General features: G+C 68.4%; 14 protein-coding genes, 1 tRNA gene and 1 pseudogene. 5 read left to right on the plus strand and 11 right to left on the minus strand.

What is annotated here, in order from left to right:
• Positions 1 to 41 precede the first annotated feature (41 nt).
• The gene (locus NOO62_RS16485) at positions 42 to 353 is read right to left on the minus strand and encodes a hypothetical protein (protein ID WP_268771640.1); all 312 of its coding nucleotides are present in this window, start codon (positions 351 to 353) and stop codon (positions 42 to 44) included.
• Between the two features lie 102 nt (positions 354 to 455).
• Here NOO62_RS16485 and NOO62_RS16490 point away from each other — a divergent pair, with 102 nt between their 5' ends.
• Positions 456 to 686 (plus strand): DUF4287 domain-containing protein, encoded by a 231-nt coding sequence (locus tag NOO62_RS16490; protein ID WP_268771641.1) that lies wholly within the window; start codon positions 456 to 458, stop codon positions 684 to 686.
• 87 nt (positions 687 to 773) lie between these two features.
• Here NOO62_RS16490 and NOO62_RS16495 read toward each other — a convergent pair whose 3' ends face one another.
• Positions 774 to 1706, minus strand: coding sequence for a Bax inhibitor-1/YccA family protein (locus NOO62_RS16495; protein ID WP_268771642.1), 933 nt, complete (start codon positions 1704 to 1706; stop codon positions 774 to 776).
• A 216-nt stretch (positions 1707 to 1922) separates the two neighbouring features.
• A tRNA-Leu gene (locus NOO62_RS16500) sits at positions 1923 to 2005 on the minus strand.
• A 442-nt stretch (positions 2006 to 2447) separates the two neighbouring features.
• Between NOO62_RS16500 and NOO62_RS16505 the strand changes: the two genes are divergently transcribed.
• Both NOO62_RS16505 and NOO62_RS16510 read left to right on the plus strand, forming a co-directional pair.
• Positions 2448 to 3218, plus strand: coding sequence for an ABC transporter ATP-binding protein (locus NOO62_RS16505; RefSeq protein ID WP_268771643.1), 771 nt, complete (start codon positions 2448 to 2450; stop codon positions 3216 to 3218).
• A 156-nt stretch (positions 3219 to 3374) separates the two neighbouring features.
• A complete protein-coding gene (locus NOO62_RS16510; protein ID WP_268771644.1) occupies positions 3375 to 5894 on the plus strand; it encodes an ABC transporter permease in 2520 nt (839 codons plus the stop codon).
• 82 nt (positions 5895 to 5976) lie between these two features.
• On the opposite strand, the gene NOO62_RS16515 is transcribed toward NOO62_RS16510, so the two are convergent.
• From NOO62_RS16515 to NOO62_RS39275, 3 genes are all read right to left on the minus strand, one after another.
• The gene (locus NOO62_RS16515; protein WP_268771645.1) at positions 5977 to 7272 is read right to left on the minus strand and encodes an SAM-dependent methyltransferase; all 1296 of its coding nucleotides are present in this window, start codon (positions 7270 to 7272) and stop codon (positions 5977 to 5979) included.
• 185 nt (positions 7273 to 7457) lie between these two features.
• Positions 7458 to 8861, minus strand: coding sequence for an NAD(P)/FAD-dependent oxidoreductase (locus NOO62_RS16520; RefSeq protein ID WP_268771646.1), 1404 nt, complete (start codon positions 8859 to 8861; stop codon positions 7458 to 7460).
• An 872-nt stretch (positions 8862 to 9733) separates the two neighbouring features.
• Complete coding sequence (locus NOO62_RS39275; RefSeq protein WP_414930838.1) at positions 9734 to 10111, minus strand: DUF6082 family protein; 378 nt, start codon at positions 10109 to 10111, stop codon at positions 9734 to 9736.
• A gap of 130 nt (positions 10112 to 10241) precedes the next feature.
• Between NOO62_RS39275 and NOO62_RS16525 the strand changes: the two genes are divergently transcribed.
• The gene (locus NOO62_RS16525) at positions 10242 to 10415 is read left to right on the plus strand and encodes a hypothetical protein (protein ID WP_268771647.1); all 174 of its coding nucleotides are present in this window, start codon (positions 10242 to 10244) and stop codon (positions 10413 to 10415) included.
• Between the two features lie 251 nt (positions 10416 to 10666).
• Here NOO62_RS16525 and NOO62_RS16530 read toward each other — a convergent pair.
• Together NOO62_RS16530 and NOO62_RS16535 are read right to left on the minus strand one after the other, a co-directional pair.
• Positions 10667 to 10856, minus strand: a pseudogene (locus NOO62_RS16530) (transcriptional regulator); the annotation flags it as partial.
• 94 nt (positions 10857 to 10950) lie between these two features.
• A complete protein-coding gene (locus tag NOO62_RS16535) occupies positions 10951 to 11514 on the minus strand; it encodes a hypothetical protein (RefSeq protein ID WP_268771648.1) in 564 nt (187 codons plus the stop codon).
• A gap of 189 nt (positions 11515 to 11703) precedes the next feature.
• Here NOO62_RS16535 and NOO62_RS16540 point away from each other — a divergent pair, with 189 nt between their 5' ends.
• Positions 11704 to 11925: a DUF397 domain-containing protein gene (locus tag NOO62_RS16540; protein WP_268771649.1), complete on the plus strand. Its 222-nt coding sequence runs from the start codon at positions 11704 to 11706 to the stop codon at positions 11923 to 11925.
• Between the two features lie 150 nt (positions 11926 to 12075).
• Here the strand turns inward: NOO62_RS16540 and NOO62_RS16545 are convergent, their stop codons facing one another.
• Genes NOO62_RS16545 through NOO62_RS16555 form a run of 3 tightly spaced genes read right to left on the minus strand, consistent with a single transcriptional unit; the run spans position 12076 to position 14107 of the window.
• A complete protein-coding gene (locus NOO62_RS16545; protein WP_268771650.1) occupies positions 12076 to 13047 on the minus strand; it encodes a Ppx/GppA phosphatase family protein in 972 nt (323 codons plus the stop codon).
• The gene (locus tag NOO62_RS16550) at positions 13044 to 13577 is read right to left on the minus strand and encodes a DUF501 domain-containing protein (RefSeq protein ID WP_268771651.1); all 534 of its coding nucleotides are present in this window, start codon (positions 13575 to 13577) and stop codon (positions 13044 to 13046) included. Before NOO62_RS16550 ends, NOO62_RS16545 begins: the two co-directional genes overlap by 4 nt.
• A 50-nt stretch (positions 13578 to 13627) precedes the next feature.
• Positions 13628 to 14107 (minus strand): FtsB family cell division protein, encoded by a 480-nt coding sequence (locus NOO62_RS16555; protein WP_268771652.1) that lies wholly within the window; start codon positions 14105 to 14107, stop codon positions 13628 to 13630.
• Positions 14108 to 14197 lie beyond the last annotated feature (90 nt).

Genomic DNA, 14197 nt, shown 5'->3' on the forward strand with positions numbered 1-14197 from the left:
AGCAACGAGCGACGAGCGACGAGCGAACCGCAGAAGGGGGTCTAGACCCCGGCCCGCTTCTGCGCCTCCTCCACGAGTTCCAGCGCCCGCGCGAGCTCCTCGGGATCCGTCAGGACGAGGGCGAGATCGCGCCCCGCGACGGTGATCTGGTCGGCCGCGGCGAACATCCCCGCGTCCGGCATCTCCCGCGGCTGCGCCTCCGGTTCCTCGATGCGCTGGGTGCGGGCGGCCAACTCCCTGGCCAGAGCGAGCGCTTCGGTCGCCGCCCCCCGCTGCAGGCGGCTCTGCGGGGCGGCCCGCAGACGGTCGGCGAAATGGTCCACTGCGGCTGTCAAAGGCGTCGTATCGAGCACGCAGCGACCTTATGCTCCCTTCCGGGACTGTTGCCAACGCCCCAACGCTCAGGCACGGTGGCGTGAAGGACGGAACACATCGCGACGCGTCCGGAGGCGCCGATGTCCCAAGTCTTCTCCGAGGAGACCCACCGCAACATGCTCGCCCGAATCCCCCACTGCACCGGTCGTGAAGTCTCCGACTGGCTGCGCGCCGTGGAGGAAGGACCCTCCCTCTTCCGCTTCGAGGAAAAAGTCAGCTGGCTCCGCTCGGAACACAATCTCGCGTACGGGCACGCGAAGGCGATCATCCACGAGTACGACCTCAGGCGGGCCGCCCGCAAACTCCTCTGACCCCCACCCACACGGCACACGGCGAAGGGCCCGCGGACCGTCTCCGGTCCGCGGGCCCTTCTGCGACTACTGCGACAGCTACGCGTCTCAGTCGTTGCCCGAGAAGATCGCGATCAGGCGCAGGAACTCCATGTAGATCCAGACGAGCGTCATCGTCAGACCGAACGCGGCGAGCCACGCCTCTTCCTTCGGCGCTCCGTACGCGATGCCGTCCTCGACCTGCTTGAAGTCCAGGGCCAGGAAGCACGCGCCGAGCAGGATGCCGACGATGCCGAAGACGATGCCGAGGCCACCGCTGCGGAAGCCGAGGCCGTCACCGCCGCCGAAGACCATGAACAGCAGGTTCACGGCGGTGAGCAGCAGGAAGCCCATCGCCGCGGCCATCACGAAGCCGTAGAAGCGACGGTTGACGCGGATCCAGCCCGCCTTGTACGCCACGAGGACGCCGATGAAGACGGCCATCGTGCCGAGCACGGCCTGCATGGCCGCGCCGCTGGCGATGCGGTTGTCGACGACACTGGAGACGACGCCGAGGAAGACACCTTCCAGCGCGGCGTACGTCAGGATCAGCGCGGGCGAGGCCTTGCGCTTGAAGGCCTGGACGAGGCCCAGGACCATCGCGACAAGACCGGCGCCGATCGCGATGCCGTACGACTTGCTGATGTTGGCGTCGTCGACCGGCAGCAGCGCCCAGGCGATCGCGGCCGTCACCACGAGGGTGCCGAGCGTGGTCGCCGTACGCATGACGACGTCGTCCATCGTCATACGGCCCGCGGTGGTCACGGGCGCCTGGGGCGCTCCGTGCTGCAGGTCCTGCTGGGCGTACGGATTCGTGGCGTAGGGGTTGTCCGCGGGGGCCTGCTGGCCTCCGGCGTACGGATTGCCCTGCGCGTACGGGTTGCCCTGTTGGGTCTGGGTCGCGCCCGCGGGTCCCCCGGCCTGCGGCTGCCGGCCGAAGCCTGCGAAGCCGTTGTCGCGGCTGAACCCCCGTCGCGAGAAGACCGGGTTACTGCTCCTCATTTCACTCCTCCATGGCCACCGTGTGTGGCTTTGCCCTCAAGAGTAATGCGTAGGCAAAGGGATGAGCCTAGTGCTTGGGGAGGATCTTTCCCTCACTGTGATGGAGAACGCGCACGAAGGGGCCACTGTTCCCGCTTCTGTGGCGTTGCGCCGCCCGGGTGACCCCGGAGAGCGACGAGCGGTCGACGGTGAGGCACGGCGGGTGTACGGCGGATGTGCCCGGAGCCGGACTCGAACCGGCACGCCCCCGAGGGGCAGCGAGGTTTAAGCTCGCCGTGTCTGCATTCCACCATCCGGGCAGGCCATGGGCTCCGCGTCGAGGCTTCGACCCTATCGGGAGGCATCCCCCGAACAGCGGAAGGGCAGCCCGATGTTGTCTTATTTTATTGACGTCTGAGGGTGCATCAGACCCTGACACGGTCCGTTGGTACATGCCGGAGGCCTTGTCGCGGCCCCGGCCGGTCCCGTGGCGCTGTGCACGGAATGACGGAATTTAGCCGCCCGGACGGTCCCGGTCCCGCTTTCACCCCCCTTCTCCGCCTTCTCCGTCTTCGCCGTCTTCTCCCTCGGCCCCGCCTCCTCCCGGACTCAGGGATAGGTGTCATCCCCAGGTATGACAGGCCGACCTCAAGTCCGACTGGAGACGGCCCCGGGAACCGGAACAGCGGCTGACTACAGGGCGCGGATCGGCCAGGACGATGGAGTACGTCCCCACTCGTCGTCCCGACAGGAGCCCGTCCCGTGACCACCACCCCCTTCGCCGCCCGCGCCACCGCCGTGGCCGCACGCGCCACGGACCTCTCCAAGGTGTACGGACAGGGCGAGACCCAGGTGGTCGCCCTGGACCACGTCTCCGTCGACTTCGGGCAGGGTGAGTTCACCGCGATCATGGGTCCCTCGGGCTCCGGCAAGTCGACGCTGATGCACTGCGTCGCGGGCCTGGACAGCTTCAGCTCCGGCTCCGTGCGCATCGGCGAAACGGAACTGTCCACGCTGAAGGACAAGCAGCTCACCAAGCTCCGCCGGGACAAGATCGGCTTCATCTTCCAGGCGTTCAACCTGCTGCCGACGCTGACGGCACTGGAGAACATCACGCTGCCGATGGACATCGCGGGCCGCAAGCCGGACAAGCGGTGGCTGGAGCAGGTCATCGAGATGGTCGGCCTCTCCGGGCGGCTCAGCCACCGACCCACGGAGCTCTCCGGCGGGCAGCAGCAGCGTGTCGCCGTGGCCCGCGCGCTCGCCTCCCAGCCGGAGATCATCTTCGGTGACGAACCGACCGGCAACCTCGACTCGCGCTCCGGCGCGGAGGTCCTCGGCTTCCTCCGCAACTCCGTGCGGGACCTCGGGCAGACCGTCGTGATGGTCACGCACGACCCCGTGGCGGCGTCGTACGCGGACCGCGTGATCTTCCTCGCGGACGGACGGGTCGTCGACGAGATGCACGGGCCGACGGCGGACGGCGTCCTCGACCGCATGAAGCACTTCGACGCGAAGGGCCGGACGAGCTAGTGGCCGCTCGGCCTCGGGCGGGTTTTCCCTACCGCCGCTGAGGCCGGGCATGTTTCGGGACTGCGGGCCGTCTGTGGCTTGTCGCGCAGTTCCCCGCGCCCCTGGGAGGCCCCTGCGGGGCCCTCCCCCCTCTCACTTGACCCAGGACTCACACCCATGTTCCGTACCGCCCTGCGCAACGTGCTGGCGCACAAAGCACGGCTGTTGATGACCGTGCTCGCCGTCATGCTCGGCGTCGCGTTCGTCTCCGGCACCCTCGTCTTCACCGACACCTTCGGCAACGCCTACAAGAACAAGTCGGCGAAGAGCTTCGACCACGTCTCCGTCGCCATCCAGCCCGACGGCGGCTCCGACTCCGAGGACGGCGAGTCCAAGGATCCCGCACGCCTCACCGACGGCCTCCTGAAGAAGGCCGCGGCCCTGCCCGGGGCCGAGTCCGCGATCGGCTCGGTCAACGGCTTCACCGCGCTCGCCGACAAGGACGGCAAGCTGGTGGGCGGCGAGTGGGGCACCACCGGCTCCAACTTCTACCCGGGCAAGGACGGCAAGGACCCCCGGTACGCGTTCACCAAGGGCGCCGCCCCGAAGTCCGCCGCCGACATCGCCCTGGACTCCCGTACCGCCGAGCGCACCGGATTCAAGGTCGGCGACACCGTCCGCTACTCCACCGACGGCCCCGTCCGCACCGCCAAGGTCTCCGGCGTCTTCGACACCGACGACGGCAGCGTCGTCGCGGGCGGCAGCCTCGTCGTGCTCGACAACAAGACCGCGCTGAAGGCGCTGAACAAGTCCGAGTACGACGAGATCGACGTCAAGGCCGCCGCGGGCACCTCCGAGTCGGCGCTCAAGAGCTCCATCGAGAAGATCCTGCCGAAGGACACGGACGCCGTCACCGGCGGTCAGCTCTCGGACGACCAGGAGCGGATGATCGAGCAGCAGACCAGCTCCATGAGCCAGGTCCTGCTGATCTTCGCCGGTATCGCACTGTTCGTCGGCATCTTCATCATCGCCAACACCTTCACCATGCTGGTCGCCCAGCGCACCAAGGAGCTCGCACTGATGCGCGCCGTCGGCGCCTCGCGCCGCCAGGTGACGCGCTCCGTGCTCATCGAGGCGTTCCTCGTCGGCCTGATCGCCGCCGTGGCCGGGTTCGGGCTCGGCCTCGGTGTCTCGGTCGGCCTGGAGGCCCTGATGAACTCCGGCGGCGCCTCGCTGCCCGACGGCCCGCTCGTCATCGCCCCGACGACCATCGTGGTGGCGCTCCTGATCGGCGTGGTCGTGACCATGCTGGCCGCCTGGCTGCCGGGCCGCCGCGCCGCGAAGATCCCGCCGGTCGCCGCGATGAACAGCGTCCACGCGACGCCCACCACGCGCGGTCTGGTCGTCCGCAACACCATCGGCTCGCTCATCGTGGCGTTCGGCCTGGTCCTGCTGTTCATGGACGACAACTACGTGATGGCGGGCGGCGCGGCCGTCATCCTCGTCGGCGTCATCGTCCTCACCCCGCTGCTGTCCCGGCCGTTCATCGCCGCCTCCGCGCCGCTCCTGAAGCCGTTCGGCGTCACCGGCAAGCTGTCGCGCCTCAACTCGGTGCGCAACCCGCGCCGTACGGCGTCCACGGCCGCGGCCCTGATGATCGGCCTCACCCTCATCACCGGGATGACGGTCATCGCGACCTCCATGGGCAGCGCCATCAACAAGATGGCCGCGGGCTCCATGAAGGCCGACTACAGCGTCTCCATGGCGAACTTCGAGGAGCTGACCCCCGAGGTCCGCGAGAAGATCGACAAGCTCCCGGTCGTCGAGGCGAGCTCCCCGCTGCGCACCGCGTACGGCGAGGCGGACGGCAGCTACACGGTCATCAACGGCGTCGACCCGAAGTCGTTCGGCAAGCTGGTCGGCCTCGACTTCACCAGCGGCTCGGTGGACGACCTGAAGGCGGGCACGGCGCTCGTCGACACGGACACGGCGAAGGACAAGGGCCTCAAGGCCGGTGACACGTTCCCGCTGAAGTTCGACGAGGACGGCAAGACCGTCCGCCTGAAGGTCGCGGGTGTCTACGAGGGCAACGAGATGCTCAACGGTCTCTTCGCCCCCACCTCCGTCGTCGACCCGCACCTCTCCAAGCTCGTCGACAAGCAGGTCCTGGTGAAGATGAAGGGCGGCACCTCGGAGCGCGCCGAGAACGCCATCGTCGACGCCCTCGGCGACAACCCGGCCATCACCGTCCAGGACAAGGACGACGTCAGCAACGCGGTCGCGGGCGGCATCAACATGGTCCTGAACATGCTGTACGGCCTCCTCGCGATGGCCATCCTCATCGCGGTGCTCGGCGTCATCAACACGCTGGCCATGTCGGTCTTCGAACGCAAGCACGAGATCGGCATGCTGCGCGCCATCGGCCTGGACCGCGCGAAGGTCAAGCAGATGGTGCGCCTCGAGTCGGTCGTGATCTCGCTGTTCGGCGCGGTCCTCGGCATCGGCCTCGGCCTCTTCATGGGCTGGGCCGTGGGCGGCAGCATCGCCGAGAAGGTCGCCACGTACTCGATGGAGATCCCGGCCGGCCGGATCGCGATCTTCCTGGCGATCGCCGCGGTGGTCGGCGTGATGGCGGCGGTGTGGCCGGCGCGGAGCGCGGCTCGCCTGAACCCGCTGATGGCCATCAAGAGTGAGTAGCGGGGGGTAGCTGCGCGGGCTTGAGCGGTACGTGAGTGGGGCCCCGGACGTCGACGACGCGTCCGGGGCCCCACTCGTATGCCTAACGCCAATCCCTGGCCCTCAGGGGCATCCCTGAAGCCCCGCTCTCCGGGGTCTTCACGGCCAGTACCTGGTTGACGCCGATGCGGTTGCGTTCGAAGGCGAGGGCGGACGCGGCCATGTAGAGGCGCCAGATGCGGGCCCTGCCGGGTGAGGTGAGCCGCTGGCCCTCCGGCCAGTGTGCCTCCAGGTTCGCGACCCAGCGACGCAGCGTGAGGGCGTAGTGCTCGCGGAGGGTCTCGACGTCGCGGACCTCGAACCCGGCCCGTTCGAGGAGGTCCACCGTGGTGCCCAGGGGGGCGAGCTCGCCGTCGGGGAAGACGTAGGCGTCGATGAACTCGTCCACGGAGTACGCCGACTCGTCCGCCTGCGGCCGCCGCGCGATCTGGTGGTTCAGGAGCCGTCCGCCGGGCCGCAGGAGGGCGTGGAGGTCGCGCGCGTACTCCAAGTAGCGTTCGGCGCCGACGTGTTCGGCCATGCCGATGGAGCTGATGGCGTCGTACGGTCCGTCGCGTACGTCGCGGTAGTCCTGGACGCGGATCTCGATCCGGTCCGTCAGGCCCTCCTCGGCGATCCGCTTCCTGGCGTAGGCGGCCTGCTCGTGGGAGAGGGTGACGCCGACGACGCTCACGCCGTGCTCGCGCGCCGCGTGGACCGCCATGGAGCCCCAGCCGCAGCCGACGTCGAGCAGACGCATGCCTGGCTCCAGGGCGAGCTTGCGGGAGACGATCTCGAGCTTGTCGCGCTGGGCGTTCTCCAGGGTGCCGTCGGGCGACTCCCAGTAGGCGCACGAGTAGACCATCGACGGGCCGAGCACCAGCTCGTAGAAGTCGTTGCCGACGTCGTAGTGGTGGCTGATGGCGCGGCGGTCGCTGCCCTTGGTGTGGAGGTGGAGGCGGCCGGGTCTGCGCATCTCCTCCGGGGGCGGGGCGGGCGGCAGGAAGGGCGCGGAGAGGGCGACGAGGGAGCGGGCCGCGGCGCGGAAGGCCGGGTCGCGCAGGGACTGCCGCAGGCTCGCGGAGCTGTCGGCACGCTCCCAGATGAACTCCGCCATGGCGTCCAGGGCCTCGTACAGGTCCCCGTCGACGTCCAGGTCACCGGCCACCCAGGCGCGCGCGAGGCCCAGCTCCCCCGGCTTCCACACGAGGTGGCGCAGGGCGCGGCGGTTGCGTACGACGAGGGTGGGGGTGTTCGGCGGGCCTGCTTCCGACCCGTCCCAGGCGCGGATACGGACCGGTAGCGGGGCTCCCATGAGCTGCTCGGCGAGGGTCTTGAGCCGCTGTGCGGCGTCCTGCATGGCGCACACCTCCGTGGATGGGTCCAACACCACGTAAACACCAAAGGGGGTCGTGCGCAGTCCCGTTGCCACGTCATGGAAAGGCAAAATAGATGTGGGGGACACCTAGTTGGAGTGGGAAAAAGCCGAAGGGGCCACTCGCACCACGGATGGCGAGCGGCCCCTTCGGGATGGTTCTGCTGACCTCAGGAGGCCTTGGCCTTCTCCTCGGCCTTGACCGCCGGGGCGGGCTCGGCCGCGGCCGCGGGCTTCGGAGCCGGCTTGGCCGCCTCGTAGAACTCCTCGCGCGGCGTCTCCATGGCGCCGAGGGAGACGACCTCGCGCTTGAGGAACATGCCCAGCGTCCAGTCCGCGAAGACACGGATCTTGCGGTTGAACGTCGGCATCGCCATGCCGTGGTACGCGCGGTGCATGTACCAGGCGAGACGGCCCTTGAGCTTGATCTTCATCTTGCCCATGACGATCATCGCGACGCCCTTGTGCAGGCCGAGACCGGCGACCGCACCCTTGTTGGCGTGGCTGTACTCCTTCTGCGGGAAGCCCCGCATGCCGGAGATCACGTTGTCGCCGAGGACCTTCGCCTGACGCAGCGCGTGCTGGGCGTTCGGCGGGCACCAGGCGTTCTCGTTGCCGGCCTTGCGGCCGACCATGTCCGGGACCTGGGCGTTGTCGCCCGCGGCCCAGATGTAGTCGGTGCCCTGGACCTGGAGAGTCGTCTGGGTGTCGACGTGGCCACGGGGGCCGAGCGGCAGACCGAAGCGGGACAGCGCCGGGTTGGGCTTGACGCCCGCGGTCCACACGATCGTGTTCGAGTCGACCTCGAGGCCGTTGTTCAGGACGACGTGGCCGTCCACGCAGGAGTCCATGCCGGTCTTCAGGTAGACCTCGACACCGCGGCCCTCAAGGTGCTCCTTGCCGTAGGCGCCCAGCTTCGGGCCCACCTCGGGAAGGATCTTGTCGGCGACGTCGACCAGCACGAAGCGCATGTCCTCGCGCTTCACGTTGTTGTAGTACTTGGCCGCGTCGCGGGCCATGTCCTCGACCTCACCGATGGTCTCCGCACCCGCGAAGCCACCGCCGACGAAGACGAAGGTCAGTGCCTTGCGGCGGACCTCCTCGTCGGTCGTGGAGTCAGCCTTGTCGAGCTGCTCGAGGACGTGGTTGCGCAGGCCGATGGCCTCCTCGATGCCCTTCATGCCGATGCCCTGCTCGGCGAGGCCGGGGATCGGGAAGGTGCGGGAGACCGCGCCCATCGCGATGACGAGGTAGTCGAAGGGCAGCTCGTACGCCTCGCCGACGAGCGGCGCGATCGTGGCTACCTTGCGGTCCTGGTCGATGGTGGTGACCCGGCCGGTGAGGACTTCCGCCCTCGGCAGTACGCGTCGCAGCGGGACGACGACGTGCCGCGGCGAGATGCTGCCTGCGGCGGCTTCGGGGAGGAAGGGCTGGTAGGTCATGTACGAACGGGGGTCGACGACCGTGACGGTCGCCTCTCCGAAGCGCATCTTCTTGAGAATGCGCCGAGCTGCGTACAGGCCTACGTACCCACCGCCTACTACGAGGATCCTGGGACGCTCCGTGGTGCTCATGCCATCGAGTATCCACCTGCCCGTCGGGGGTCGCTCGTGCGCCCCTTCACAAGCATGCCAAGGACCTCTGCTACACTTCGCCGCCCACGTGACCCAGGTCATGGTGCCCGTGGGGAACCACAGCGTCACGCGAGTCGTTGTGCACCCCTTGTGAGCTGCACTCCGAGGCTCCGCCCCGGATGAACCAGGGCCCGGTGACACACTCCCGTCACCTGCGTGAAGCACACCGGCCACCGGCCCGAGCCTTCGAAAAGCCCCCTTTAGCCGGTCCGCGACCGACGAACCTCGCCCATCAGGGCCGTTTTCCTTGTGAAGAACTTCACGAACTTTCCCGACGGGGTGTCGCGTGGAGGCCTTCCGACCCCCCTCCCGACCGCTCAGACGCTACAGGACGCGCTCAGGCGATGGACAGCAGATGCGGCCTCGCCGGTCGCGCTGCCTTCTCTCGGCACAGTGTCCCGATCGCGTTCGAGGTCAAGATCCTGCACCCCGAGTGGAACGACACCAACGCGCAGGCCATCGACCGGGCTCCGGACGATCGTCACCTCGTGGCCGTCCGTACGAGCGTGGGACGTGCGGCGACCGAGGCGTACATGCGGACCCTGTCCGATGCCGGTATCGACCTGGTCGCCGTGTCCGGTGCGCGCCGCAGGTGCCTGTTATGTCGTTCAGGAACATGGGAAGCGCGAGGCCGCCGCCGCCACGCCCAAAGCGCAGCGCTGCCGCACGGTTCAAGGTCAGGCAGTGCAAGGCGCCATGCGCGACCACCTCGCGAGGCGACGCCCGAGCAGGTCGAGGCCGCCCGCCTGTGGTCGGACACCGAAGAGACCGCCTTCGGCTCGTCTTGCTCCAAGATGCGACTCTCCACCGCGCTACGGACGTTGGGTCATCGCGGAATGAAATTGCGCCTCCACCATGCCAACGAAAACCTTCTCCCTCTTGGAGGATGCGGCGTCCGCGAAACTCCTCCACGACATTCTATTCCTGGCCCAGTATTCCCTATTCGCACTCTCGCAAAAGAATGATTCGAGCTGCAAAGCCAATTGCTCGTCCGTCATTTCCTTGATGAGGTATACGGATTGCCACCACGAGACGACCATGTTGGCGAACAACGCCTGCCGCGCCTCCTCTTCCGAGAGACCGGAGATACTGGTACTCCGGTGACCGGCGCAGACGCAAACTGGAAGCGCCTTGTACGCCGCATGGTCCGCGTCGACGGCCGCAGAAGTGTGCAGTGGGCTTTCGGGCACCTGGCCTTGGTGTACAAGCCTTCAGTCCCCACTTGGGCTAGTCCACTCCGGCCTGAGTGCCTTCGTCCACAGAAGGTGGAGTGGCAGAGCGTGTCCACGCCTCTGAGTCCGGTGAACCGAGGAGACAGTCATGGGCGCCGAAGACAATGCGAAGAACCCGGTCGAAGACCTTGCCGACAACGCCAAGAAGACGTTCGGTCAGGCCGATGACGACGAGGACCTCAAGGCCGCAGGCCAGGGCGACCAGATCAAGACGCACAGCAAGGATGGCAAGGAGAGGACCGAGAACCTGCTCGACGAGTAGCCACGGCCCAAGAACACGTACAAGGCCCTGCGACGCCTCAGCCTCCCCGTAGCGGCCATCACGGGACGGTAGTCAGGGATACCGGCGCCTCACCTGCCGAGCAGCGCCCACAGAACGGCCCCGGTACCTACAACGAGGAACCGGGACCGCTGTGCCGCACCCTGCGTGTCCTACCAGGTCACCGCACCAGCACGAGCCTGCTGGGGCATCACCGCAGGTCAGTCCCTCTATCGGCCGCGTGCGCCTTTTCGCCCTTGACGGCCCGCCTGGGCCAGGCGCCGGCCCTCGGCAGGGTCGCCGAGTAGCGTCGCCTGATCAGCCATGCCCGCCAGGACGTGCGCGCCGAGCGGGGCGTTACGCGGCTCCTCGGCGAGGCGTAGCGAGGTACGTCTGTTCTGCGGCGGCCTCACACAGTGCGCGCCACACGCTCTCGTTGGACGTCACCGCTGACGAACGCCGCCGCGTGGGCGAGGCCACCTTCTCTGAGACGCCGATTGCGCCCCCCTCATCCCGGAGGGCTGCTCTACCGCGTCCGTCAGTCCATCGGCCCCCTGTTGTATCGCAAGTGCGAGTGCGCCTTCGACATGGGGAACTCCTGCTCCACAGTCCCCATGGGGGACGACCTCTTCAGGGTGATGGTCTGCTCGGTTGGATCCAGCCCCACCACGGTGCCCATCCACGGGGCCCCATCCCAGACGAGTTCGACGTAGTCATCGACGTAGAGGCCGTTCCACGGCCACTCGTCCTCCTCGATCACCTTCATCAGATTGAGGTCCGTAAGATCGACCGTCACGGTGAGCTCGCTGTGCCACTCGACTCCCTGCTCCTGGAGCCACTCCAGGACCAGCTTCTCAAACGGGTCGCGGCTGTGGCGGAGGTGGCTTAGGCCCGCGTCCTCGCCCGTGAGCGGTTCAGCCGTCTCCTGCTTGCAGAGCGTGATGCGTACCGTGCCCGCTTCGTAGTCGAGTTTCCGCACTCGTGCGCACCAGAAGCCGCCATGCAGCCGAAGCAGGTAGGGCTTCGTGCCGCGTTCTGGTCTCACGCGCACGATGCTGCCCTCGCTCACCGTGCTGTTCTTCCAGTCGTCGACCGTCCCCATGATGATCCTCTTCTCTCGCACACTTCCAAGATCGCTACGACTCCGAAGCTACCGAGCCCACCACTCCCAGAGACTGCTATAGCCTTCGCTTCACCCCATCGGCTTAAACGCCGCCGGAGACGGCACCGATAGGAACGCGAGGAGAGCGGGTACCTATCCTTCAGGAATGGCCGCTTCGAGGAGGAAGATATGCAGAAAAGCGATCTCTACGCCCTCGATATCTCGCACGTGACGTGGGAGAAGTCCTCATTCAGTCTCGCCAATGGTGACTGCGTCGAGGTGGCGTATCTGCCGGGGGGAGCCGTCGCTCTGCGCGACTCCAAGAACCCGCACGTTGCACCCTTGCGCTTCGCCTCCGCCGAGTGGACTGCGTTCCGTAGCGGCATCAAGGCGGATGAGCTCAAGGGCTGACCTCATCGGCTCGCAGGTTGTGCCTACCCCCGCGGAGGCAGGCACAACGGGAGTAGCCCCGGTACCTACAGCGCGGTACCGGGGCCGTCGTGCTGCATCCTGCGTGTCTCACCAGGTCACCGCACAAGCGTTCTAGAGAATCACCGCAGGTCAGTCGCCCTTTCGGCCTGCCTCGACGTCCTCTGCCACTTTGTAGGCGATGCCGTCGAGGATGTCGTGCTCGCTCACCACGACCTCGCGTGCGCCCACCCTGTCCATGATCGCCAGCAGGACCAGGGCGCCCGACGCGATGACGTCGGCGCGGCCCGGGTGCATGACCGGGATCGCGGCGCGCTCGTCGTGCGTGGCGCGGGTCAGGCGGTCCACGATGGCGCTGACCTGCTGGTACGGGATGCGGGCGTGGTGGATCGCCTGGGAGTCGTAGACGTCGAGGTCCAGGGCGATCGCGGCGACCGTGGTGACCGAGCCCGCAAGGCCCACCAGCGTGCGGGCCTCCTTGAGCGGGACCGTGCGCTCGGCGAGGTCCAGGGCGGCCTCGATGTCCGCGCGGATCGCGTCGAGCTGCTCGGGCGCGGGCGGGTCGGTGACCACGCCGTCGCGTACGAGGTGCCGCTCGGTCATGCGGACGCAGCCGACGTCGACCGAGCGGGCCGCCTCCACCCGGTCCGTGCCGACCACGAACTCCGTGGAGCCGCCGCCGATGTCCACCACCAGGTACGGCTTCGCCAGGTCGTCACGGCCTGTCAGTTCCTTGGTGGCCCCGGTGAAGGAGAACTCCGCCTCCTGGTCGCCACTGATGACCTCCGGCTCGACGCCCAGGATGTCCAGGACGCCGCGCACGAACTCGTCGCGGTTCTCCGCGTCGCGGGACGCGGACGTCGCGACGAAGCGGACGCGTTCGGCGCCGTGCTCCTTGATGACCGCGGCGTACTCGCGGCAGGCCGCGAAGGTGCGGTCCAGCGCCTCCTGCGCGAGGCGGCCCGTCCTGTCCACGCCCTGGCCGAGCCGGACGATCGTCATCCGCCGGTCCAGGTCGACCAGCTCACCCGTGGCCGGGTCCGCGTCCGCGACCAGCAGGCGGATCGAGTTCGTACCGCAGTCGATGGCGGCGACCCGGTTCACTCGGCGCCCTCGGCGGCGCACGGCGTGACGCAGGGGCCCTTGGCCCACCACTCGGGGAGCATCTCGATGGCCTCGTCGCCCAACGGGTTCACGCCGGGGCCCGCGGCCAGCGAGTGGCCGACCAGGACGTGCAGGCACTTCACGCGGTCCGGCATGCCGCCCGCGCTGGGGAAGCCCTCCAGGACCTCGATGGCGTCACGGCGCGCGATGTAGTCCTCGTGCGCCGCGCGGTACTGCTTCGCCAGCTCCTCGTCCGTCGTGAGCCGCTCCGACATCTCCTTCATGACGCCGTTGGCCTCGAGGGTGCCGATCGCGGAGGCGGCCCGCGGGCACGTCAGGTAGTACGTCGTGGGGAACGGCGTCCCGTCCGGGAGGCGCGGCGCCGTCTCGACGACATCCGGCTGTCCGCAGGGGCAGCGGTGCGCGATGGCCCGCAGGCCGCGCGGCGGGCGGCCGAGCTGCTGCTTGAAGGCCTCGACGTCAGCGTCGGTGGGCTCGGTGCGCTCAGTGGTCGGCGGGGGCGTTTCCATGCCTGTCTTCCGTGTCAGTGGTCAGGAGGGTCAGTCGTCTGTCAGGCGGGTCAGTCGTCGGGGCGGTCGGCCTTGTCGACGCCGTCCCAGACGTTCGAGTACCAGGGGCGCGTCGCCGCCCCCTGGTCCGTGCGGCGGCTCTTGAGGGCCGCGGGGTCGATCACCGTGAAGCCGGTCTCGCCGGGCATCACGTAGTGCAGGCGGTCCCGGACGCGCTGCTCCGCGTACGCGTCGTCCTGCCAGCGGGCCTTCTCGTCGCGCAGCTTCTCGACGTCCGCCCGGTGCTCGGCCTGCTGCCGGCGCAGGTCGTCGATCTCGGCGCGCTGCGACACGTACTGCCGCATCGGATACGCGAGGGCGACGACCAGGGAGCAGAGCACGAGCGCGAGGAGCGCGGCGCGGCCGGTGAGCCGGGAGCGGCGCGCCTGGCGCTTGGTCTGGGAGCGGTAGACGCGCTCGGCGGTCTGCTCGCCGAGCAGTCGCAGGCGGGTCGCGGTGGAGAACCGGTCCTTGGTCCCGGCCTTGGCCATGGTTCCGCCTCCCCAGAGCTGCGCGGCGCTTACACGTACGTACGTCCCCGCACACGGTACGGGACCGCGTGCGGGGACGTAGGTAACCAC

This window comes from Streptomyces sp. Je 1-369 (assembly GCF_026810505.1).
In the GTDB taxonomy this organism is placed as follows: domain Bacteria; phylum Actinomycetota; class Actinomycetes; order Streptomycetales; family Streptomycetaceae; genus Streptomyces.

What these genes read in the sequence shown, in the direction of transcription:
- NOO62_RS16490 (WP_268771641.1), top strand. Translation starts at nt 456, where the DNA reads ATGTCCCAAGTCTTCTCCGAGGAGACCCACCGCAACATGCTCGCCCGA.
- NOO62_RS16495 (WP_268771642.1), bottom strand. Translation starts at nt 1,706, where the DNA reads ATGAGGAGCAGTAACCCGGTCTTCTCGCGACGGGGGTTCAGCCGCGAC.
- NOO62_RS16510 (WP_268771644.1), top strand. Translation starts at nt 3,375, where the DNA reads ATGTTCCGTACCGCCCTGCGCAACGTGCTGGCGCACAAAGCACGGCTG.
- NOO62_RS16515 (WP_268771645.1), bottom strand. Translation starts at nt 7,272, where the DNA reads ATGCAGGACGCCGCACAGCGGCTCAAGACCCTCGCCGAGCAGCTCATG.
- NOO62_RS16520 (WP_268771646.1), bottom strand. Translation starts at nt 8,861, where the DNA reads ATGAGCACCACGGAGCGTCCCAGGATCCTCGTAGTAGGCGGTGGGTAC.
- NOO62_RS16525 (WP_268771647.1), top strand. Translation starts at nt 10,242, where the DNA reads ATGGGCGCCGAAGACAATGCGAAGAACCCGGTCGAAGACCTTGCCGAC.
- NOO62_RS16535 (WP_268771648.1), bottom strand. Translation starts at nt 11,514, where the DNA reads ATGGGGACGGTCGACGACTGGAAGAACAGCACGGTGAGCGAGGGCAGC.
- NOO62_RS16540 (WP_268771649.1), top strand. Translation starts at nt 11,704, where the DNA reads ATGCAGAAAAGCGATCTCTACGCCCTCGATATCTCGCACGTGACGTGG.
- NOO62_RS16550 (WP_268771651.1), bottom strand. Translation starts at nt 13,577, where the DNA reads ATGGAAACGCCCCCGCCGACCACTGAGCGCACCGAGCCCACCGACGCT.
- NOO62_RS16555 (WP_268771652.1), bottom strand. Translation starts at nt 14,107, where the DNA reads ATGGCCAAGGCCGGGACCAAGGACCGGTTCTCCACCGCGACCCGCCTG.